This is a genomic window from Amycolatopsis rifamycinica, from assembly GCF_000695625.1.
Taxonomy (GTDB): Bacteria; Actinomycetota; Actinomycetes; order Mycobacteriales; family Pseudonocardiaceae; genus Amycolatopsis; species Amycolatopsis rifamycinica.
Genome location: NZ_JMQI01000077.1, coordinates 202,591 through 222,900, shown reverse-complemented (window position 1 = coordinate 222,900; position 20,310 = coordinate 202,591). Strand labels below are relative to the sequence as shown.

Below are 20,310 nucleotides of genomic sequence, written 5' to 3'. Positions count from 1 at the left end.
CACGCCTCCGCGTGCTCCCGACCCGTCGAAATCAGCCCGTTGCCAGCACCTTCAGGCGCGTGATGTCCGCGCTGAACGTGTCCTGGTCGATCGGCGAGGAGCTGTACTGCCAGAACGTGTAGAAGCCCCAGTTGTACGGCAGGGTCCCCGCCGACGACGCGTAGCGCGCCACCCACAGCGGGTTCGTCGAGCTGAAGTCGCCCGTGTTGCCGGTGCACTGGCTCCACCAGCTCGTCGCCGTGTAGATCACCGGCCAGCGGGTCGTCTTCGCGTGGTACTCGTCGCTGAACGCCTTGATCCAGGCGACCATCTGCGCCGGGGTCTTGCCGTAGCAGGCGTTGTTCGGGCCCCACTCGATGTCGAGCGTGCCCGGCAGCGTCTTGCCGTCCTTCGACCAGCCGCCGCCGTGGGCGACGAAGTAGTCCGCCTGCGCCACGCCGCCCGAGAGGTCCGGGCGGCCGTAGTGGTACGCGCCGCGGATCATGCCGACGTTGTAGGAGCCGGTGTACTGCTGGCTGAAGTACGCGTTCTGGTAGCCGGTGCCTTCGGTCGCCTTGACGTAGGCGAACCTCTTGCCCGCGCTCCAGTACGACGCCCAGTTGACGTTGCCCTGGTAGGAGCTCACGTCGATGCCGGGGACGCTCGCGTCCACCGACGCCGGCGCGAGCCCGGCCGGGGCCACCCCGTCGTGGGCGCGGATCGAGGCGCCCATCTCGTGGTTGTCCGTGTCCGGCGCGGCGCCGGCACTGCCGGCGGTCACGACCAGCAGGGTGGCCGAGACCGTGAGCGCGGCGCCGAGCAGGCGGCGCCACGTCCGTCTTGGTGCGGTCATCTTCGGTTGGTCCTTCCGGTTGCCCTCGCGAAGCGCGGTGTGCAGGCCGCGCCGCACGATTGTGTTACAGCGGCTACCGGAATGTCACTGCTCCATGTGATTCAATTTCGCGATCCGCGAAATCATGTGAAAAGCTGACAATCGGGGTGTATCGGTCCCGTTGGCGTCTTGTAGCCGGGCGGGGCAAGGGGCAGACTCGCCCGCATGCCCGCGCACAGGAGCCGCACCACGCTCGTCCTGGCCGTCGCCGCCGTGCTCGCCGCCGGCGTCGCCGCGCCCGCCACCGCCGCCACGCCCACGCCGAAGTCGCCGGTCGCCGTCGGCTTCGGGGGTGCCGTGGCCAGCATCGACGCCGACGCCACGGCGATCGGCACCCAGGTCCTGCGCGACGGCGGCAACGCCGTCGACGCGGCCGTCGCGGTCGCCGCCGCGCTTGGCGTCACCGACCCGTTCTCCGCCGGCATCGGCGGCGGCGGGTTCTTCGTCTACTACGACGCGAAGACGCACCGCGTGCACACCCTGGACGGCCGCGAGACCGCGCCGAAGACCGCCGACGAGAACCTCTTCGTCGAGAACGGCAAGCCGCTCCCGTTCGCCGACGCCGTCACCAGCGGCCTGAGCGTTGGTGTGCCCGGCACGCCCGCGACCTGGGCCGAGGCGCTGCGCAAGTGGGGCACGCGCTCGCTGGCGAAGTCGCTGAAGCCCGCGGAGAAGCTCGCGCGCGACGGCTTCGTCGTCGACCAGACCTTCCAGACGCAGATCGCCAACAACGCCGCGCGGTTCTCGGCGTTCCCGTCGACGCGGTCGCTGTACCTGCCGGGCGGCGCGCCCCCGGCGCCCGGAACCGTCTTCAAGAACCCCGACCTCGCCGCCACGTACGCGCAGCTCGAACGCCAGGGTGTCGACGCGCTGTACGACGGCCCGATCGGCGCGGACATCGCCAAGACCGTGCAGAAGCCGCCGGTCGACCCGGCTTCGACGCTGAACGTCCGGCCCGGGAAGCTGACCACCGGCGACCTCGCCGCGTACGACGTGATCGAGCGCCGCCCGACCCACGCGACCTACCACGGCCTCGACGTCTACGGCATGCCGGCGCCGTCGTCGGGCGGGCTGACGGTCGGCGAGGCGCTCAACATCCTTGAGAACTTCGACCTCAAGCACGCGAGCAAGGCCGACTACCTGCAGTACTTCCTGGAGTCGACCCGCTTCGCCTTCGCCGACCGCAACCGTTGGATCGGCGACCCGGCGTTCGTCGACGTCCCGGCCCGCGAGCTGCTGAGCCGGCGGTTCGCCGACTCCCGGGCGTGCCTGATCTCGAAGGACAAGGCGGCGACCAGCCCGGTCGCCCCGGCCGACCCGCGGCACCCGGCTCCGTGCGCGGCCGGCTCTGTGGTGGCACCCACGCCGTACGAGGGTGAGAACACGACGCACCTGACGGTGGCGGACAAGTGGGGCAACGTCGTCGCCTACACGCTCACGATCGAGCAGGAGGGTGGCAGCGGCATCGTCGTGCCGGGCCGCGGGTTCCTGCTGAACAACGAGCTGACGGACTTCTCGTTCACGCCGGTGACGCCGGGCGTGCCCGACCCGAACCTGCCGGGCCCGGGCAAGCGGCCGCGGTCGTCGATGGCCCCGACGATCGTCCTGGACCACGGACGCCCGTTCTTCGCGACGGGCTCGCCGGGCGGGGCGTCGATCATCACGACGGTGCTGCAGGTGATCCTCGGCCGGCTGGACCGCGGTCTGTCGCTGGAGGACGCGATCGCGGCCCCGCGCGCATCGCAGCGGAACTCGGCCGCGGCCCAGGTGGAGCAGGCGTTCCTGGACCAGCCGGAGACGGCGGACCTGAAGGCCCGCGGCCAGGGCTTCTCGACGGCGCCCGCGGAGATCGGCGCGGCGACCGGCGTGGAGCGGCTGCGCGACGGCCGCTGGCTGGCGGCGGCCGAACCTGTGCGGCGTGGCCAGGGTGCGGCGCAGGTGGTGTGGCCGGCCCGCTGGTAGGGCCGCCGTTCCGGTCCGGGAGAGGCGGGCATTGTGCACCGCGGCCGGGACCGGCGGGAAAACTCCCCCGCCCTCCCTGGGGGGCGTGCCCTTGTCCAGGCTATCGGCACCCCCCGGCGAAAAGCCGGGAAAGCACCTCGCCGAGGCCTGGTTGTCCCCAGTACCACCGCCCTGTGGACAACCAGGCCCGAGCTGAGCGCGCCCTGCTGAAGGGGGCCTTCTAGACTCGGGCTCGATGTTCCAGCCACTCGAAACCCTGCTTCCGCCGGGGGTGGGCCGATGAAGCTCGTCTTCGCCGGCACTCCCGACCCGGCGGTCCCCGCCCTGCGTGCCCTGCTCGATTCCGGGCGGCACGAGGTCGTCGCCGTCGTCACGCGGCCCGATGCGCAGGCCGGGCGCGGCCGTCGGGTCGTGCGGTCGCCCGTCGGCGCCCTGGCCGACGAACACGGCATCGAAGTCCTCACCCCGGCGCGGGCGGGTGATCCGGCCTTCCTCGCGCGGCTGGCCGAACTCGCGCCCGATGCCTGCCCGGTCGTCGCCTACGGGGCGCTGCTGCCGCAAGCCGCCCTCGACATTCCGCGGCTGGGGTGGGTGAACCTGCACTTCTCGCTGCTGCCCGCGTGGCGGGGGGCCGCGCCCGTGCAGGCCGCGATCCGCGCCGGCGACGAGATCACCGGCGCCTCGACCTTCCGGATCGTCAAGGAACTGGACGCCGGCCCGGTCTACGGCGTCGTCACCGAGGCGATCGGGGCCACCGACACCGCCGGCGCGCTGCTCGGGCGGCTCGCGGAGTCCGGGGCCAAGCTGCTGCTGTCCACCATGGACGGTCTGGCCGACGGCAGCCTCGTCGCGCGCGAGCAGCCCGCCGAGGGTGTCAGCTACGCGCCGAAGGTGACGGTCGACGACGCACGCGTGTCCTTCGCCGACCCGGCCTCGGCCGTCGACCGGCAGATCCGGTCGGTCACCCCGGACCCGGGCGCCTGGGCGGAGTTCCGCGGGGAACGCTTCAAGCTCGGCCCGGTCACGGTGCTCGACGAACCCGGCCCGCCGCCGGGCGAGATCGTGGTCGAACGCAAACGGGTGCTGGTCGGGACGGCGACGAAGCCGCTGCGGCTCGGCGAAGTCCAGGCACCCGGCAAGAAACGGATGGCCGCCACCGACTGGGCGCGCGGAACACGGATCGACCAGGGAGAGCGCCTCCGGTGAACGACCACAGGGAACGACGCCCGTCACGGCCGCAACGGGGCCGTCCGGCACCGCGCAAGGAAGGGCCGCGCCGCCCGCCGGAGGTGGACCCGGCCCGGCAGGCCGCGTTCGACGTCCTCGCGGCCGTCCGGACGAAGGACGCCTACGCCAACCTGATCCTGCCGGACCTGCTGCGGGAACGCCGGATCACCGGCCGCGACGCCGCGCTGGCCACCGAACTCGCCTACGGCGCGTCGCGGGCCCAGGGCCTGCTCGACGCGGTCATCGAGTCGTGCGCCGAGCGCCCGCTCAAGCAGACCGACCCGGCGGTGCTCGACGCGCTGCGCCTCGGCGTCTACCAGCTGCTGCGCACGCGCATCCCCGAGCACGCCGCCGTGACGTCCACTGTGGACCTCGTGCGCGCGGAAGCCGGTTCGTGGGCCACCGGGTTCGCGAACGCCATCCTGCGCAAGGTGTCCGAAAAGGACGAGGCGGCGTGGCTCGACGAGCTGGCGCCGGACGAGGCCGCCGACCCCATCGGCGCCTACGCGCTGCGCACCGCGCACCCGCGCTGGATCGCGCGGTCGTTCGCCGAAGCGCTGGGTGACAAGGGCGCCGGCCTCAAGGCCGCGCTCGAAGCCGACGACGCGCGCCCCGAGGTGCACCTCGTCGCCCGTCCCGGCGAGATCAGCGCCGACGAGCTCGCCGCGATCACCGGCGGCGACCCGGCGCCGTACTCGCCCTACGGCGTGCGCCTGCCCGCCGGCGCCGGCGACCCGGGCGACGCCGAGCCGATTCGCGAGCGGCTCGCCGCGGTCCAGGACGAGGGCAGCCAGCTCTGCGCGATCGCCGCGACGAAGGTGCCGCTCGAAGGCTCCGACGAACGCTGGCTCGACCTGTGCGCGGGTCCCGGCGGCAAGGCGGCGCTGCTCGGCGCGCTGGCCGCGCTGAGCGGGGCGAGCGTCGACGCCGTCGAGAAGGCGCCGCACCGCGCGAAGCTCGTCGAGAAGGCCACGAGCGGGTTGCCGGTGAAGGTGCTCGTCGCCGACGGTCGCGAGAGCGGCCTGGAGCCGGGGTACGACCGGATCCTCGTCGACGCGCCGTGCAGCGGGCTCGGCGCGCTGCGGCGGCGACCGGAGGCGCGCTGGCGGCGTCAGCCGTCCGACGTCGCGGACCTGACGAAGCTGCAGGGCGAGCTGATCACCGCGGCCTACGGGCTGCTGCGGCCCGGCGGCGCGCTGACCTACGTCGTCTGCTCGCCGCACCTGGCGGAGACGGAAGGCGTCTTCGCGGAGACGGCCCGGCGGCTGAAGGCCGAGGTGCTGGACGCGCGCGGGTACTTCCCCGGCGTCCCGGAGCTCGGAGACGGGCCGTACGTCCAGCTGTGGCCGCACCGCCACGGCACGGACGCGATGTTCTGCGCCGTGCTGCGCAAACCGTGAGGGACCTCGGGCTGGTCGCAAGCTCGTGCGGCGGGCTGGACGTCCGGTTCGCCGCCGAGCTGGCCCGCCCGGCGGCCGCCCGCGGCTGGCGGACGGCGATCACCCTGACGCCGACCGCGCACCGCTGGCTCGACGCGACCGGCGCGCTCGCCGACGTGGCCGCGGGCGCGGACCTGCCGGTCCGCAGCGTGTCCCGGCTGCCCGGCGAGCCACGGCCGCACCCGGACCCGTCGGTGTTCCTGTTCGCGCCGGCGTCGGCGAACTCGGTCGCCAAGCTGGCGCTGGGCATCGCGGACAACCAGGCGTTGACGCTGCTCGGCGACGTGCTGGGCGCGCCGGGGATCACGATGGTGGTGGCGTACCAGATCCAGGACACCCGGGCGCACCACCCGGCGTGGCAGCGGCACCTCGACACCCTGGCCGGCGCCGGGGTGACGCTGCACCGCCTGCACGTCGGGCGGCCGTGGACCGAGGTCCTGGACCTACTGCCCCGAGCAGGCGGCGGTGTCGAAGGCGGCTGACAAGTGCCGGAAGGTCGTCGACGGCAGCGGATCCTGGTTCGCCACGAGCGTCACCCGGTGGTCGTGCGCGGCGACCCCGGACATCGTCGTGAAGCCGGGGATCGACCCGCCGTGCCCCCAGACCACTCCGCCGCAGGACAGCGGGATGCTGCCGAGCCCGAGGCCGTAGCCCGCGCCCGGGATGCCCAGCTCGGCCGGGACGGTGCGCTTCATCTCGGCCAGCTCGGCCGGGCGCAGCAGCCGTCCGCCCAGCAAGGCGCCGTAGAACCGGTCGAGGTCGGACGGGGTCGTGACGAGGCCGCCGGCGGCCCCGGCGATGGTGGCGTCGAAGTCGCTGAAGTCCACCAGCTTCCCGCCGACCGGCGTGTAGCCGACCGCGTGCGGCGACGGCAGCCGCTCGTCGCCGCGGCGCGGCAGGTAGGTGCCGCGCAGGCCCAGCGGGCGGGTGATCCGCCGGGCGATCTCCCCGCTCAGGTCGTGCCCGGTGACGCGTTCGACGATCATCCCGGCCAGGATGTAGTTGGTGTTGGAGTACGACCACCCGGCGCCCGGCTCGAACAGCGGCGGGTGCTTCAGCGCCATCGCCACCAGTTCGGCGGGTTCGGCGCCGCGGTGGCGCAGGGTCTCCGGGTCGAGCCCGGCGAGGTCCTCCGTGTAGTTGAAGAGCCCGCTCGTGTGCTGCAGCAGCTGGCGCACGGTGATCCGGGTGTCCGGCAGCAGCCCGGGCAGGTACCGCTCGACCGGCGCGTCCAGCGCCACCCGTCCGGCGCCCACGAGCTGCAGGACGACGGTGGCGACGAACGTCTTCGTGACGCTGCCCGCGCGGAACGGGCCGTCGCGCGGGAACGGCTTCCCGGTGGCGAGGTCGCCCGTGCCGCTGCGCACGACCCGTGTCCGACGGCCGTCCTGGACCACGACCTCGGCGCCGGGCACGCCGTCCTGGGCGGTCAGCACGTCCAGCCGGGCCTGGACGGGGTCCGTGGCGGCGAGCGCGGGTGCCGCCGTGGTGGCCGCGAGCAACGCGACGAGCGTGCCGACGGCGACGATGCGCTTGCCGGGCAATGACTTCCGCATGGATGAGCCCCCTGTTGTCTCGATGTCCCCACGCTAGGGGCACCGGGCCGCCGCCGGGATGGGGCCAGCCACCCGGTCTTCCTGCGGTGAACCCCACCTCCGTTCGGGTCAGCGACGTCCGACGTGCCCCGGTCGCACCACGCCTGCCTCGTACGCGATGACGACGGCCTGGCTGCGGTTGCCCGCGCCGAGCTTGGCGAAGATGTTGCCCACGTGGGTCTTCACCGTCTCCAGGCTGATCACCAGCGCCGCCGCGATGTCCTGGTTGGACAGTCCGGTGGCGATGAGCCGCAGCACCTCGGCTTCGCGGCGGGTGAGCGTCTTCGCCGCCCGCGCGTGCGCGCCGCCGGGGAGCCGCCCGCTCACCAGCCGCCGGATCGCCTCCGGGAACAGGAGCGACTCGCCGGCGGCGACGGTCCGCACGGCGTGCGCGATCTCCTCCTTGCGCGCCCGCTTCAGCAGGAACCCGCTGGCCCCGGCCAGCAGCGCCTCGTGCACGTAGTCGTCGTTGTCGAACGTCGTGACGACCAGGATCTTCGGGGGTTCCGCCAGCGCCGCGAGCACCTGCCGGGTGGCCTCGATGCCGTCCGTGCCCGGCATCCGCACGTCCATCAGCACGACGTCCGGCCGGGTCCGCCGCACCGCGTCCAGTACCTCGCCGCCGTCGGCCGCCTCGCCGACGACCGGCAGGCCCTGCTGCTCCAGCAGCGCCCGCAGCCCGGTGCGGACCAGCGGCTCGTCGTCGGCGAGCAGCACCGACGGCGTCACGCGCCCGCCCGCAGCGGGATGGACGCCCGCAGCCGCCACTGCTGCCCGTCCGGACCGGCGTCGAGCTCGCCGCGCAGGGCTTCGACGCGCTCGGCGAGCCCGGTCAGCCCGCGCCGCCCGGTCCGCGGCCCGTCGCCGGGCAGCGCGTTGACGACCGCGATGCCGAGCCGGTCCGGCCCGGCCTCGACCCGGACGTCGACCGCGCCGGGACCGGCGTGGCGCAACGCGTTGGTCAGCCCCTCCTGGACGATCCGGTAACCCTCGCGCGACACCGTGGCGGGCAGCGCGGCGACGGGCCCGGTGACCGTCAGGCGGACGTCGAGCCCGGCTTCGCGGGCGCGCACGGCGAGGACGTCGACTTCGGTCAGCGTGCGCGTCGGCGCCTTCGCGGCCGGCTCTTCGCGAAGCAGGCCGAGGACGTGGTCGAGGTCCTCGAGAGCGCTTCGGGACGCTTCTTCGATCGTGCCGAGTGCGCGCCGGGCGCCGGCCGGGTCCGCCTCGACCAGCTCGGCCGCGGCCGCCGCCTGGATCGTCGACGTCGTCAGCGTGTGCCCGATCGAGTCGTGCAGCTCGCGGGCGAGGCGGTTGCGCTGCGCGAGCACGGCCGACCGCCGCTCGGCCTGTGCCGCGCGTTCGGTGTCCGACGGGCCGAGCAGCGTTTCCGCGCCGGTCCGGAAGCCGCGGGTGGCGGCGGCGGACAGCACCAGCGCCGCGAAGAGCAGCACGACCCCGAAGGGGACCGTCCACGCGCCGAGCGGGACCTCGTCCCAGAACAGGCTGATCCGGTCCTGGCCGCCGGTCAGCCAGACCGCGGGCACGAGCAGGCCCAGGCTGAGAAAGGCGAGCACGGTGAGCAGGAGGCCGCTGAGCGCCGTGTGCAGGGCCAGCCACAGGCCGGAGCGCAGCCGCGAACCGGCGTCGGGGCGCCCGGCCGGGGCCGGGACGGCCGTGCCGAGCAGCGTGTTCGCCAGGGCGATGCCGATCCGCCGGACCGGCCCCAGCAGGCCCAGCAGCCCCATCAGCACCGCCAGGGCGAGCAAGGCGAGCAGGGCCCGCACGCGGGAGTCGGCTTCGACGGACACCGCCGCGGCGAAAGCGAAGGGGGAGATCGGCACCGTGAGGACGGCACACGCGACGGCGTACGGCAGGCTGCGGTAGCTGCCGATGCGCGCCAGGGACGCCAGGAATCCGGACATGCGGTCGAGGTTAGGGCGCCCCGGTGGCCGGTGACCTCCCTCTCCGGAGCCAGATCCTGGTCACAACCGGTTAGCGACCGTTAGCGCCGTCCTCCTACACTCGGAACGTGGCAGACCGACCTTTGATCGCACCCAGCATCCTGGCCGCGGACTTCGCCCGGCTCGGCGACGAGATCGCCGCCGTGGCCGGCACCGGGGAGACCCGCGCCGACTGGGTCCACGTCGACGTCATGGACGCGCACTTCGTGCCCAACCTGACCCTCGGCCTGCCCGTGGCCAAGGCCCTGATCGACAGCACCGACCTGCCGATCGACTGTCACCTGATGATCGACGACCCGGACCGCTGGGCGGTCGGGTACGCCGAGGCCGGCGCCTACAACGTCACCGTGCACGCCGAGGCCGCGAAGGACCCGGTCGCGCTGGCGAAGAACCTGCGTGCCGCGGGCGCGAAGGCCGGTCTCTCCCTGAAGCCGGGCACCGCGCTCGAACCGTGGCTCGACGCGCTCAAGCACTACGACACGCTGCTGGTCATGTCCGTCGAGCCGGGCTTCGGCGGGCAGTCGTTCATCGCCGAGGTGCTGGACAAGGTCCGCACGGCGCGGCGGCTGGTCGACACCGGGCACCTCAAACTGCTCGTCGAGATCGACGGCGGCATCAACTCCGACACCATCGAGCAGGCCGCCGAGGCGGGCGTCGACTGCTTCGTCGCCGGATCCGCCGTCTACGGCGCCGGCGACCCGGGCAAGGCGGTCGCCGCGCTGCGCGAGCAGGCGGCCCGCGGCCGGGCCGGCTGATCCCGCGGCGGCACCGGAGAAGCCACCGGGCCGCGGCGGGTGTTGGATGGGAGGACCGGCTCACAAGGAGGCAGTGCACGTGTTCACCGGCATAGTCGAGGAGATCGGCGAAGTCACCGCCGTGGAGCAGCTGACGAACGCGGCCCGGCTGCGCGTCCGCGGCCCGCTGGTCACCAGCGACGCCGGGCACGGCGACTCGATCGCGGTCAGCGGGGTCTGCCTGACCGTCGTCGAGGTGACGGGCGGCGAGTTCACCGTCGACGTCGTCCACGAGACGCTGCAGCGGTCCAGCCTGGCCAAGGTCGCGGTCGGCGACCGGGTCAACCTCGAACGCGCCACCCCGGCCGGCGGCCGGCTCGGCGGGCACATCATGCAGGGCCACGTCGACGGGACCGGCGTGTTCCTCGGCCGCGACGAGAACGGCGTCACGACGTTCGCGATGCCGGGACACCTGTCCCGGTACGTGGTCGAAAAGGGCTCGATCGCGGTCGACGGCGTCTCGCTGACGGTCGCGGCGATCAGCGCCGACCAGTTCGCGGTGGCGCTGATCCCGACCACCCTCGAGGCGACGACGCTGGGCGGCCGGGAAGCCGGTGACCTGGTCAACCTCGAGGTCGACGTGGTCGCGAAGTACGTGGAGAAGCTGGCCGAGGCCCACATCCGCGACCAGGTGCACAATCGGGACGGCGGCACGGAGGAGCGGTCATGAGTGAGACGAGTGCGGCTGAGCCCGCAGCGGGCTGGACCCCGTGCGGCACCGGGGCGGTGTTCGACGCCGACGCCATCGAGCGGGCGATCGCGGACATCGCGGCGGGCCGTGCGGTCGTCGTGGTCGACGACGAGGACCGCGAGAACGAGGGTGACCTCATCTTCGCCGCCGAGAAGGCGACGCCGGAGCTGCTGGCCTTCATGGTCCGCTACACCTCGGGGTACGTCTGCGTGGCGCTGACCGAGTCCGAAGCGGACCGGCTGGACCTGCCCCCGATGTACCACACGAACCAGGACGCGCGCGGGACCGCGTACAGCGTCACGGTCGACGCCGCCGAGGGCATCAGCACCGGCATCTCGGCCGCCGACCGCGCGCACACGATCCGGCTGCTGGCCGACCCGTCGTCCACGGCGAAGGACTTCCGCCGTCCCGGCCACGTCGTCCCGCTGCGGGCCAAGGAGGGCGGCGTGCTGCGCCGCCCCGGGCACACCGAGGCGTCGGTCGACCTGGCCCGGATGGCCGGGCTGGCCCCCGCGGGCGTGCTCTGCGAGATCGTGTCGCAGAAGGACGAGGGCGACATGGCGCGCCGCGACGAGCTCGAGGTCTTCGCCGCCGACCACGACCTGGCGATCATCACCATCGCCGACCTGATCGCCTACCGCCGTCGCACGGAGAAGCAGGTCGAGCGGGTCGCCGAAGCGCGCATTCCGCTGGCCGCGGGCACGTTCCGCGCGGTCGGCTACGACTCCCTGCTCGACGGCATCGAGCACGTCGCCTTCGTCTACGGCGAGATCGGCGACGGCCAGGACATCCTGGTGCGGGTGCACTCCGAGTGCCTCACCGGCGACGTCTTCGGCTCGCTGCGCTGCGACTGCGGCCCGCAGCTGGAGGCGGCACTGGAAGCGGTGGCCGCCGAAGGCCGCGGCGTCGTGCTCTACATCCGCGGCCACGAAGGCCGCGGCATCGGCCTGCTGCACAAGCTGCAGGCCTACCAGCTGCAGGACGACGGCGCGGACACCGTCGACGCGAACCTCGCGCTCGGCGTCCCGGCCGACGCCCGCGACTACGGCACCGGCGCGCAGATCCTCTGCGACCTCGGCGTCCGCACCATGCGGCTGCTGTCGAACAACCCGGCCAAGCGGATCGGCCTGGAGGGCTACGGCCTGCGCGTCACCGGGCGGGTGCCGCTGCCGATCTCGCCGAACCCGGAGAACCTGCGCTACCTGCGGACCAAGCGCGACCGGATGGGCCACGACCTGGCCCAGCTCGAGCACTACGACCAGGTCGGCGCGCGCACCGAGCACCCCGACGGAGGAGCACTGTGAGCGGCGAAGGCCGTCCCGACGTCAAGCTGGACCTCTCCGACTGCAGGTCGCTGAGGCTCGGCATCGTCGCCACCCGCTGGAACGCGGACATCACCGACGTCCTGCTGGAGCGGGCCCTGGTCGCGGCGCGCGAAGCCGACCTGGAGGAGGAGCCGACGGTCGTCCACGTCGCCGGCGCGGTCGAGCTCCCGGTGGTGGCGCAGGCGCTGGCCCGCAACCACGACGCGGTGGTCGCGCTCGGCGTGGTCATCCGCGGCGGCACCCCGCACTTCGAGTACGTGTGCGACGCCGTGACGGCGGGCCTGACCCGGGTCGCGCTGGACGAGAGCACCCCGGTCGGCAACGGCGTCCTGACGTGCGACACGCACGAGCAGGCCGTCGACCGGTCGGGCCGTCCGGGGTCGAAGGAAGACAAGGGCTACGAGGCGACGGTGGCGGCCCTGGACACCGCGCACGTGCTGCGGAGCCTGGGCAAGCCGTGGACCGAGCGGGGTTTCGTGTGACCGTGAAGACTCTCCTGGTGATCCGTCCCCGGCGCGCGATGATCATGTGCGGCGTGCTGGCGGTGGCGCTGCTGGCCGTGTTCGTGGCGGTGGCGGTCCTGCTGCGCACCGGCGACACGGGCGTGCGCTTCCAGCGCTCCGACCAGGCGGCGATGGTGGGCATCGGAATCCTGCTGGCGTGCGGGGTGATGCTGTTCGCGATCGCCAGGGTGCGCGCGGACGCCGAGGGCATCGAGGTCCGGAACGTCCTGGTCACCCGCCGCTTCGCGTGGAGCGACGTGCTGTCGGTGAGTTTCCCGGACGGTGCGTCGTGGGCCCGGCTGGAGCTGCCGGACGACGAGTACCACGCGGTGATGGCGGTGCAGGCGGTGGACCGGGACCGCGCGGTGGAGGCGGTGCGCGCGCTGCGGAAACTGCACCGCGCGGCCACCGGCGGCTGAGTTCGCGCGGCGGCCCGGTGGGTCAGAGGTCCAGGTCGACCACGATCGGCGCGTGGTCCGACGGGCCCTTGCCCTTGCGGGCGTTGCGGTCCACGTACGAATCCGTGACGGCGGAGGTGAAGGCCTCGTTCCCGTACACGAGGTCGATCCGCATGCCCTTGTTGTTCGGGAAGTTGCCGGCCCGGTAGTCCCAGTACGTGAACGGGTGGTCGTACTTCAGCGGCCGCGGGAAGACGTCCGACAGCCCCAGATCCCGTAGCCGGGCCAGTGCGTCGCGCTCCGGCTTCGTCACGTGGGTCGACTCCGCGAACAGCGCGATGTCCCAGACGTCCGCGTCCGTCGGGGCCACGTTGAAGTCCCCGAGCACCGCGAACGGCCCGGACGACACCTCCGAAGCCACCAAGGCCCGCAGGGACTCGAGCCACTCCAGCTTGTACGCGTAGTGCGGGTTGTCCGGCTCACGCCCGTTGGGCACGTACACCGACCACACCCGCACCCCGCCGCACGTGGCCCCGATCGCGCGGGCCTCCGAAGCTCCCTCGAACCGCGGCTCGCCCGGCAGCCCGCGCACGACGTCCGCCAAGCCCACCCGCGACACGATGCCCACGCCGTTCCAGCGCCCCAGCCCGTACGCCGCCACCTCGTACCCCAGCGCCTCGATCTCGGCCGCCGGGAACGCCTCGGTCGTGTTCTTCAGCTCCTGCAGGCACAGCACGTCCGGCGCCGTCTCCTCCAGGAAGCCCAGCACACGGGGCAGGCGGGGGATGATGGAGTTCACGTTCCAGGTGGCGATCCGCATGCCCGCGAGCATCCCACACGCCACCGACGAGAACGGGGCGGCGCCGAAGCGCCGCCCCGTGGCACAGCACTCTCAGACACCCGAGGTGGTCCGGATCCAGGACCGGCTCGCCGCCACGCTCGCGTAGTTGTTCGTGCCGCGCGTGTTCGACCCGCTCTGGTTCTGGACCGTCGACGCGACGCCGACCTGCACGCCGTTCGCCACCTCGGGGCCACCCGAGTCGCCCTTCCACGCCGAGCCGTTGACGCCGACGCTCTGGATCGCGCGTCCCCCGTAGGCGTCCGTGGACCGGCCGGTCACCTGGACGTTCGCCGTCTTCAGCGACGTCGCCGGCGGGCCGGTCGGGGTGGTGCGGCCCCAGCCGTAGATCTGGTTCGTGCTGCCGGTCGCCGGGTCCGAGCTGCCCAGCGCGATCGGCGCGGTGCTCGTCGCCGACGCCAGGTGCAGCAGCGCGATGTCGCCGTTCGGGGACTCGTACTCGCCGTCGACGGCGATCTTCGTGCCCGAGAGCAGCGTGTTGCTGCCGACCCGGACGTACATGCCCGAGCCGTCCTGGTCGAGGCAGTGCACCGCGGTCAGCACCCAGCGCGCCGCGATGACCGTGCCCGAGCAGTTGAAGCCCTGGTAGTCGCGCCCGGGCGTGTTGACGTACACCTGGGCTCCCCAGGAGACCGACGGCGCGGTGGAGCCGCCGACGATGTTCGGCTGGACGCCCGCGGCGGCGACCGCGCCGCCCGCCAGGGTCAGCGCGACGGCGGCCGCGGATGCGGCACCGAGGAGACGGAGAGAGGTCACGGCGGTGATCCTTTCGGCAGGGGGACCGGATCGGCCGTCGGAAAGTAACCACCGCGTCACAGGTGTGGACACCGACGAAGGTCGGAAGCGGACGAACACCCTACTTCCGATGGGGCAGCGGCGGGGGTGTGCGAAAACTGTCGGTGCCGCCCCATAGTCTTGACAACGTGGCTGACCCGACCACCTACCGTCCCTCGCCGGGGAGCATCCCGGATGCCCCTGGCGTGTACAAGTTCCGTGACGCGACCAAGCGGGTCATCTACGTCGGCAAGGCCAAAAGCCTCCGCAGCAGGCTGAACTCCTACTTCGCCGACCTTTCCGGGCTGCACCCGCGCACCCGGCAGATGGTCACCACGGCCGCGAGCGTCGAGTGGACCGTGGTCACCACCGAGGTCGAGGCGCTGCAGCTCGAGTACAACTGGATCAAGGAGTTCGACCCGCGGTTCAACGTCCGCTACCGCGACGACAAGAGCTACCCGATGCTCGCGGTGACGCTGAACGAACAGTTCCCGCGCCTGCACGTCTACCGCGGCGCCCGCAAGAAGGGCGTCCGGTACTTCGGCCCGTACGCGCACGCGTGGGCCATCCGGGAGACGCTCGACCTGCTGCTGCGCGTCTTCCCGGCCCGCACCTGCTCGGCCGGGGTGTTCCGGCGGCACGGCCAGATCGGCCGGCCCTGCCTGCTTGGCTACATCGACAAGTGCTCGGCGCCGTGCGTGGGCCGCGTCTCGGCCGACGAGCACCGCGACATCGTCGAAGACTTCTGCGACTTCCTCGCGGGCAAGACCGACGTCATGATCAAGCGCCTCGAAGCCGAGATGGCCGCCGCCTCGGAAGAGCTGGAGTTCGAGCGCGCCGCCCGGCTGCGCGACGACCTCGGCGCGTTGCGGCGCGCCATGGAGAAGCAGGCCGTGGTGCTCGGCGACGGCACGGACGCCGACGTCGTCGCCTTCGCCCACGACGAGCTGGAAGCCGCCGTCCAGGTCTTCCACGTGCGCGGCGGGCGGGTCCGCGGCCAGCGCGGCTGGGTGATCGACAAGGCCGAGGAGATGGACGTCCCGGCGCTGGTCGACCACTTCCTCACCCAGTTCTACGGCGCCGAGGCCGAGCTGGAGGCGCGCGACGACGTCGACGCCGGGCCGGTCGTCCCGCGCGAGGTGCTGGTGCCGGAGCTGCCCGCCGACGCCGAGGCGGTCGCCGAGTGGCTCAGCGGGCTGCGCGGGGCGCGGGTCCAGCTGCGGGTGCCGCAGCGCGGCGACAAGAAGGCGCTGGCCGAGACCGTGCAGCGCAACGCGGGGGAGGCGTTCACCCAGCACAAGCTGCGCCGCGCCGGCGACCTCACGGCCCGCTCGGCGGCGCTGACCGAGCTACAGGAATTCCTCGGCCTCGACACCGCGCCGCTGCGCATCGAGTGCATCGACATCAGCCACATCCAGGGCAGCGACGTCGTCGCGTCGCTGGTCGTGTTCGAGGACGGGCTCGCCCGCAAGTCCGAGTACCGGCGCTTCGCGCTGCGGGAGGCGGCCACGGAGGGTGACGTCGCCTCGATCGCCGAGGTCGTCCGGCGGCGCTTCTACCGCTACCTCAAGGAAACCGCCGAGGACACCAGCAAGCCCGGCCTCGACCCGGAGACCGGGCGGCCGAAGAAGTTCGCCTACCCGCCGAACCTGCTGGTCGTCGACGGCGCGGGCCCGCAGGCCACCGCGGCCGCGGACGTGCTGGCCGAGCTCGGCATCACCGACATCTCGGTGGTCGGGCTGGCCAAGCGGCTCGAGGAGGTCTGGCTGCCCGCCGACCCCGATCCGGTGATCCTGCCCCGGACGTCGGAGGGGCTGTACCTGCTGCAGCGGCTGCGTGACGAAGCCCACCGCTTCGCCATCGCCTACCACCGCGAGAAGCGCTCCAAGCGGCTGATCACGTCCGAATTGGACAGTGTGCCCGGGCTGGGGCAGGCTCGCCGCACCGCGCTGATCAAGCACTTCGGCTCGGTGAAGAAGCTCAAGCAGGCCAGGATCGAAGAGATCGAGGCGGTGCCCGGCTTCGGCAGGCGCACCGCGGAGGCCGTGGTGGCGGCGCTGGCCGGGGAGACCGGCGCCGATCCGAAACCAGGGGAGTAAGGGAAAGACAGTGAGTGCGCAAGAAGAAATCCGCGGATCCGGCATGGAGGTCGCGGTGGTGTCCGGGCTCTCCGGCGCGGGCCGCAGCACGGCGGCCAAGTGCCTGGAGGACCTGGGCTGGTTCGTCGTCGACAACCTGCCCCCGGAACTGATCGCCACCATGGTCGAGCTGGGCGCGCAGGCGCGCGGCGCGATCACGAAGGTGGCGGTGGTGATGGACGTGCGTTCGCGCGCCTTCACCGACGACCTGGCCTCGGTGATCAAGGACCTCGACGCCCGGGGCTACAAGCCGCGGGTGCTGTTCCTGGAGGCGACCGACGCCGTGCTGGTGCGGCGCTTCGAGGCCGTCCGCCGCGGCCACCCGATGCAGGGCGACGGCCGGCTCGCCGACGGCATCACCGCGGAGCGGACGCTGCTGGAGCCGCTGCGCGAAGAGGCCGACCTGGTGCTCGACACGTCGTCGTTGTCGGTGCACGACCTGCGCGCCAAGATCGAGGACGCGTTCGGCTCCGAGGCGAGCACGCAGACCCGGGTCACCGTGCTGTCCTTCGGCTACAAGTACGGCCTGCCGATGGACGCCGACCTGGTGATGGACGTCCGGTTCCTGCCGAACCCGTTCTGGATCCCGGAGCTGCGCGAACACACGGGCCTCGACGGCGAGGTCCGCAACTACGTCCTCTCGCAGGAGGGCGCCGAGGAGTTCCTCGACCGCTACCACCAGCTGCTGCGGCTGATCGGCGCCGGCTACAAGCGCGAGGGCAAGCGGTACCTGACGCTGGCCGTCGGCTGCACCGGCGGCAAGCACCGCAGCGTGGCGCTGTCCGTCGAGCTCGCCCAGCGGCTGTCCAAAGAGGACGGTATGGCCGTGAAGGTGGTGCACCGCGACCTTGGTCGTGAATAACGTGCGCGCGGTCGCCCTCGGGGGCGGCCACGGGCTGCACGCCACGTTGTCCGCGGTGCGGCGGGTGACCCCCGACGTCACCGCGGTCGTGACCGTGGCCGACGACGGCGGATCGTCCGGCCGGCTGCGGCGCGAACTCGGCCTGCTGCCGCCGGGCGACCTGCGGCAGGCGTTCGCCGCCTTCGCCGCCGAGGACGGCGGCACGCTGTGGGCCGAGGTCTTCCAGCACCGCTTCGGCGGCGACGGCGCACTGGCCGGGCACGCGGTGGGGAACCTGCTGCTGGCCGGGCTGTTCGAGGTGCTCGGCGATCCGGTCGCCGCGCTCGACGAGGCCTGCCGCCTGATGGGCGTCTCGGGCCGGGTGCTGCCGATGTCGCCGGAGCCGCTGGAGATCGTGGGTCTGGTCAGCGGTCTCGACAGCGAGGACCCGGCGGCGGTGCGCACGATCCGCGGCCAGGTCGCGGTGGCGTCGACGCCGGGGCAGGTGCAGCGGGTCAGCCTGCACACGCCCGGCCGGTCGGGGCGCCCGCCGCAGGCGTGCGCGGAAGCCGTCGACGCCGTGCTGGCCGCCGACGTCGTGTTCCTCGGGCCGGGCTCGTGGTTCACCAGCGTGCTGCCGCACCTGCTCGTGCCGGGACTGCACGACGCGCTCGTGCGCACGCCCGCGACGAAGGTGCTGGTGCTCAACCTTGTCCCCCAGCCGGGGGAAACCGCGGGATTCTCTCCGGAGCGCCATCTCGACGTACTCTTCGAGCACGCGCCCGATCTGCGGGTCGACGCGGTGATCGCGGACCGCGATTCCGTGCCCGACCCGGCGAATCTCCGGCGCGCGGCGGAACGGCTGGGCGGCCGGGCGCACCTGGGGGCGGTGGCCGACCCCGAAGTGGCGGGACGGCATGATCCTGATGCGCTCGCGTTGTGCATGCGGGAGGCTCTCGGTCTCGGCGGGGAGCACGGGGGAGGAGCGAAAGGCAGGGAGGGGCAGTAATGGCGATGACCGCCGCGGTGAAGGACGAGCTGAGCCGGCTGGAGATCACGAAGATCGGGCCGCGCCGGGCGGAGGTCGCGTCGCTGCTTCGCTTCGCCGGCGGGCTGCACATCGTGGCCGGCCGGGTGGTCGTGGAGGCGGAGCTGGACACGGGCTCGGTCGCGCGACGGCTGCGCAAGGAGATCCACGAGCTGTACGGCCACCACTCGGACGTCCACGTCATCACCGCCAGCGGCGGCCTGCGCAAGGGCACCCGCTACGTCGTGCGCGTGGTGAAGGACGGTGAGGGCCTGGCCCGTCAGACCGGGCTGATCGACCAGCGCGGCCGCCCGGTGCGCGGGCTGCCCGCGGCCGTGGTGTCCGGGGGAGTGGCCGACGCGGAAGCGGCGTGGCGGGGCGCGTTCCTCGCGCACGGGTCGCTGACCGAGCCGGGCCGCTCGTCGTCGCTCGAGGTGACGTGCCCGGGCCCGGAGGCGGCACTGGCCCTGGTGGGCGCGGCGCGCCGGATGGGCATCCAGGCGAAGTCCCGCGAAGTCCGGGGAGCCGACCGCGTGGTGGTCCGCGACGGCGACGCGATCGGCGCGCTGCTGACCCGCCTGGGCGCGCACGCGAGCGTCCTGCAGTGGGAAGAGCGCCGGATGCGCCGCGAGGTCCGCGCGACGGCGAACCGCCTGGCCAACTTCGACGACGCGAATCTGCGCCGCTCGGCCCGCGCGGCGGTGGCGGCGGCGGCCCGGGTGGAGCGCGCCCTGGAGATCCTCGGCGACACGGCCCCGGACCACCTCCTGGCGGCGGGCCGGCTCCGGCTGTCCAACCGGCAGGCGTCCCTGGAGGAACTGGGCCAGCTGTCGGACCCGCAGATGACGAAGGACGCGGTGGCGGGCCGCATCCGCCGCCTGCTGGCGATGGCGGACAAGCGCGCCAAGGACCTGAACATCCCGGACACCGAGTCGGCGGTCACCCCGGAGATGCTGGAAGAAGAAGACGCCTGACGAGGTCCCGCAGCCACGGCTCGGCGATGGCGGGTTCGCGGCTCATGGTGCGGGCGAGCCGTTCACGCACGGCCGGGGTGCGCCCGGCTTCGACGATGGCGACGGCTTCGGCCAGCGCCCGGCGGGTGCGGTGGTCGCGGGCCGGCTCGCGGACCTCTTCGGCGGCCCACAGGTACCGGCCGAAGGAGCGGGTCAGCTTCTGCTGGTGGTCGGCGAAGTAGCTGAACACCGCGCTCTCGAGCGAGATGTTCCGGATCGCCCCGGCGGGCAGCTCGTGCGTCCACTCCGCGTGCTGCTGCCACCGCCGGGTGTGCGGGCTGGTGTGCGTGCGACGCGGCAGGCCGAGGATCCGGATCCGGCGCACGGCGGCCGCCCAGTCCGCGCGGTCGTCGGCGGCCCAGTCGCGGAGGAGGCCGATCAGCTGCCCGAAGGACCGGCCCGAGGACACCACGTCGACGAACACGACGGGCCGGGAACCGCGGGCGAGCGCGTCCGGGGCGAGGCCGTGGGCGGCCAGGTTCGCCCGCAGCTGCGCGATCTCGGCCGGGTGGAGCCGGTCGTGCGGCCAGCCGTCCATCGAGCCGGTGGACAGCGGCAGCAGGTGCAGCCGGCCCGGGTCCGGCAGGGCGCCGCCGAGCAGGTCGAACACGGAGTCGGCGGACCGGCCGACGAAGTGGAGCTCGCCGTCCTCGGACCGGGCGAGCACCTTGGCGGCGCAGCCGGTCAGCTCGTCGAGGAACCACAGGTCCGGCTCGGGGAGGCCGTCGAGCAGGGAGCCGAGGTGGTCGGGCCGCACCAGGTCCCAGCGGAACGGCCGGATCGCGTCGGGCACTCGTGGTTCCTCCCCTCGGTTCGCCGTGAGCCTAGAGCGGGGGCGGCCGCCGGTCAGCCGGTTTTCCGCCCGCCGCGTTAACGCGATCCGCCATCT

General features: G+C 73.1%; 20 protein-coding genes. 13 read left to right on the top strand and 7 right to left on the bottom strand.

All coding sequences use genetic code 11. The annotated features are described in order from the left end of the window. Positions 1-31: 31 nt before the first annotated feature. The gene (locus DV20_RS38215; protein WP_043788359.1) at positions 32-832 is read right to left on the bottom strand and encodes a lysozyme; all 801 of its coding nucleotides are present in this window, start codon (positions 830-832) and stop codon (positions 32-34) included. Between the two features lie 204 nt (positions 833-1,036). On the opposite strand from DV20_RS38215, the gene ggt reads away from it, so the two are divergent. The 4 genes from ggt (at position 1,037) to DV20_RS38195 (ending at position 5,981) form a co-directional block, all read left to right on the top strand. Continuing rightward, a complete protein-coding gene (ggt, locus tag DV20_RS38210) occupies positions 1,037-2,833 on the top strand; it encodes a gamma-glutamyltransferase (RefSeq protein WP_043788314.1) in 1,797 nt (598 codons plus the stop codon). A 279-nt stretch (positions 2,834-3,112) separates the two neighbouring features. Then, on the top strand, positions 3,113-4,039 hold the full coding sequence (fmt, locus tag DV20_RS38205) for a methionyl-tRNA formyltransferase (RefSeq protein WP_043788313.1): 927 nt from the start codon (positions 3,113-3,115) through the stop codon (positions 4,037-4,039). Next, positions 4,036-5,460 carry an RsmB/NOP family class I SAM-dependent RNA methyltransferase gene (locus DV20_RS38200; protein ID WP_084093872.1) on the top strand — a complete coding sequence of 475 codons (1,425 nt, stop codon included), beginning with the start codon at positions 4,036-4,038 and terminating at the stop codon, positions 5,458-5,460. Before fmt ends, DV20_RS38200 begins: the two co-directional genes overlap by 4 nt. Beyond that, entirely contained in the window at positions 5,457-5,981 is a 525-nt protein-coding gene (locus DV20_RS38195) for a flavoprotein (RefSeq protein ID WP_043788310.1), read from the top strand. Before DV20_RS38200 ends, DV20_RS38195 begins: the two co-directional genes overlap by 4 nt. On the opposite strand, the gene DV20_RS38190 is transcribed toward DV20_RS38195, so the two are convergent. From DV20_RS38190 to DV20_RS38180, 3 genes are all read right to left on the bottom strand, one after another. Next, positions 5,943-7,055 (bottom strand): serine hydrolase domain-containing protein, encoded by a 1,113-nt coding sequence (locus tag DV20_RS38190; RefSeq protein WP_043788309.1) that lies wholly within the window; start codon positions 7,053-7,055, stop codon positions 5,943-5,945. The genes DV20_RS38195 and DV20_RS38190 overlap by 39 nt on opposite strands. A gap of 108 nt (positions 7,056-7,163) precedes the next feature. Continuing rightward, a complete protein-coding gene (locus DV20_RS38185) occupies positions 7,164-7,823 on the bottom strand; it encodes a response regulator transcription factor (RefSeq protein WP_043788358.1) in 660 nt (219 codons plus the stop codon). After that, positions 7,820-9,019, bottom strand: a complete 1,200-nt coding sequence (locus DV20_RS38180; RefSeq protein ID WP_043788308.1) for a sensor histidine kinase — start codon at positions 9,017-9,019, stop codon at positions 7,820-7,822. Before DV20_RS38180 ends, DV20_RS38185 begins: the two co-directional genes overlap by 4 nt. Positions 9,020-9,141: 122 nt before the next feature. Between DV20_RS38180 and rpe the strand changes: the two genes are divergently transcribed. From rpe to DV20_RS38155, 5 genes are all read left to right on the top strand, one after another. Then, positions 9,142-9,813, top strand: coding sequence for a ribulose-phosphate 3-epimerase (rpe, locus tag DV20_RS38175; RefSeq protein ID WP_043788307.1), 672 nt, complete (start codon positions 9,142-9,144; stop codon positions 9,811-9,813). A gap of 79 nt (positions 9,814-9,892) precedes the next feature. Continuing rightward, on the top strand, positions 9,893-10,522 hold the full coding sequence (locus DV20_RS38170; protein ID WP_043788357.1) for a riboflavin synthase: 630 nt from the start codon (positions 9,893-9,895) through the stop codon (positions 10,520-10,522). Beyond that, positions 10,519-11,847, top strand: a complete 1,329-nt coding sequence (locus DV20_RS38165; RefSeq protein ID WP_043788306.1) for a bifunctional 3,4-dihydroxy-2-butanone-4-phosphate synthase/GTP cyclohydrolase II — start codon at positions 10,519-10,521, stop codon at positions 11,845-11,847. Before DV20_RS38170 ends, DV20_RS38165 begins: the two co-directional genes overlap by 4 nt. Continuing rightward, positions 11,844-12,350, top strand: a complete 507-nt coding sequence (gene ribH, locus DV20_RS38160; protein ID WP_043788305.1) for a 6,7-dimethyl-8-ribityllumazine synthase — start codon at positions 11,844-11,846, stop codon at positions 12,348-12,350. The genes DV20_RS38165 and ribH overlap by 4 nt, the downstream gene beginning before the upstream one ends. Continuing rightward, a complete protein-coding gene (locus DV20_RS38155; RefSeq protein ID WP_043788304.1) occupies positions 12,347-12,790 on the top strand; it encodes a PH domain-containing protein in 444 nt (147 codons plus the stop codon). Before ribH ends, DV20_RS38155 begins: the two co-directional genes overlap by 4 nt. Before the next feature lie 22 nt (positions 12,791-12,812). Here DV20_RS38155 and DV20_RS38150 read toward each other — a convergent pair whose 3' ends face one another. Together DV20_RS38150 and DV20_RS38145 are read right to left on the bottom strand one after the other, a co-directional pair. Beyond that, positions 12,813-13,589, bottom strand: a complete 777-nt coding sequence (locus DV20_RS38150) for an exodeoxyribonuclease III (protein WP_043788355.1) — start codon at positions 13,587-13,589, stop codon at positions 12,813-12,815. 72 nt (positions 13,590-13,661) lie between these two features. Then, the gene (locus tag DV20_RS38145) at positions 13,662-14,384 is read right to left on the bottom strand and encodes a S1 family peptidase (RefSeq protein WP_043788303.1); all 723 of its coding nucleotides are present in this window, start codon (positions 14,382-14,384) and stop codon (positions 13,662-13,664) included. A 167-nt stretch (positions 14,385-14,551) separates the two neighbouring features. Here DV20_RS38145 and uvrC point away from each other — a divergent pair, with 167 nt between their 5' ends. Genes uvrC through whiA form a run of 4 tightly spaced genes read left to right on the top strand, consistent with a single transcriptional unit; the run spans position 14,552 to position 19,382 of the window. Beyond that, on the top strand, positions 14,552-16,501 hold the full coding sequence (gene uvrC, locus DV20_RS38140) for an excinuclease ABC subunit UvrC (protein WP_084093871.1): 1,950 nt from the start codon (positions 14,552-14,554) through the stop codon (positions 16,499-16,501). A 43-nt stretch (positions 16,502-16,544) separates the two neighbouring features. After that, positions 16,545-17,402, top strand: coding sequence for an RNase adapter RapZ (gene rapZ, locus DV20_RS38135; RefSeq protein ID WP_003101350.1), 858 nt, complete (start codon positions 16,545-16,547; stop codon positions 17,400-17,402). Position 17,403: 1 nt separating this feature from the next. Beyond that, complete coding sequence (locus tag DV20_RS38130; protein WP_043788300.1) at positions 17,404-18,390, top strand: gluconeogenesis factor YvcK family protein; 987 nt, start codon at positions 17,404-17,406, stop codon at positions 18,388-18,390. Beyond that, a complete protein-coding gene (gene whiA / locus DV20_RS38125; RefSeq protein ID WP_043788299.1) occupies positions 18,390-19,382 on the top strand; it encodes a DNA-binding protein WhiA in 993 nt (330 codons plus the stop codon). Before DV20_RS38130 ends, whiA begins: the two co-directional genes overlap by 1 nt. On the opposite strand, the gene DV20_RS46290 is transcribed toward whiA, so the two are convergent. Next, complete coding sequence (locus DV20_RS46290; RefSeq protein WP_200876584.1) at positions 19,348-20,214, bottom strand: hypothetical protein; 867 nt, start codon at positions 20,212-20,214, stop codon at positions 19,348-19,350. The two genes, whiA and DV20_RS46290, sit on opposite strands and share 35 nt — an antisense overlap. Positions 20,215-20,310: the final 96 nt, after the last annotated feature.

Excerpts from the sequence above, each read along its gene's own strand:
- DV20_RS38215 (WP_043788359.1), bottom strand. The coding sequence starts at position 832 with ATGACCGCACCAAGACGGACGTGGCGCCGCCTGCTCGGCGCCGCGCTC.
- ggt (WP_043788314.1), top strand. The coding sequence starts at position 1,037 with ATGCCCGCGCACAGGAGCCGCACCACGCTCGTCCTGGCCGTCGCCGCC.
- fmt (WP_043788313.1), top strand. The coding sequence starts at position 3,113 with ATGAAGCTCGTCTTCGCCGGCACTCCCGACCCGGCGGTCCCCGCCCTG.
- DV20_RS38190 (WP_043788309.1), bottom strand. The coding sequence starts at position 7,055 with ATGCGGAAGTCATTGCCCGGCAAGCGCATCGTCGCCGTCGGCACGCTC.
- DV20_RS38180 (WP_043788308.1), bottom strand. The coding sequence starts at position 9,019 with ATGTCCGGATTCCTGGCGTCCCTGGCGCGCATCGGCAGCTACCGCAGC.
- DV20_RS38165 (WP_043788306.1), top strand. The coding sequence starts at position 10,519 with ATGAGTGAGACGAGTGCGGCTGAGCCCGCAGCGGGCTGGACCCCGTGC.
- DV20_RS38150 (WP_043788355.1), bottom strand. The coding sequence starts at position 13,589 with ATGCGGATCGCCACCTGGAACGTGAACTCCATCATCCCCCGCCTGCCC.
- rapZ (WP_003101350.1), top strand. The coding sequence starts at position 16,545 with ATGGAGGTCGCGGTGGTGTCCGGGCTCTCCGGCGCGGGCCGCAGCACG.
- whiA (WP_043788299.1), top strand. The coding sequence starts at position 18,390 with ATGGCGATGACCGCCGCGGTGAAGGACGAGCTGAGCCGGCTGGAGATC.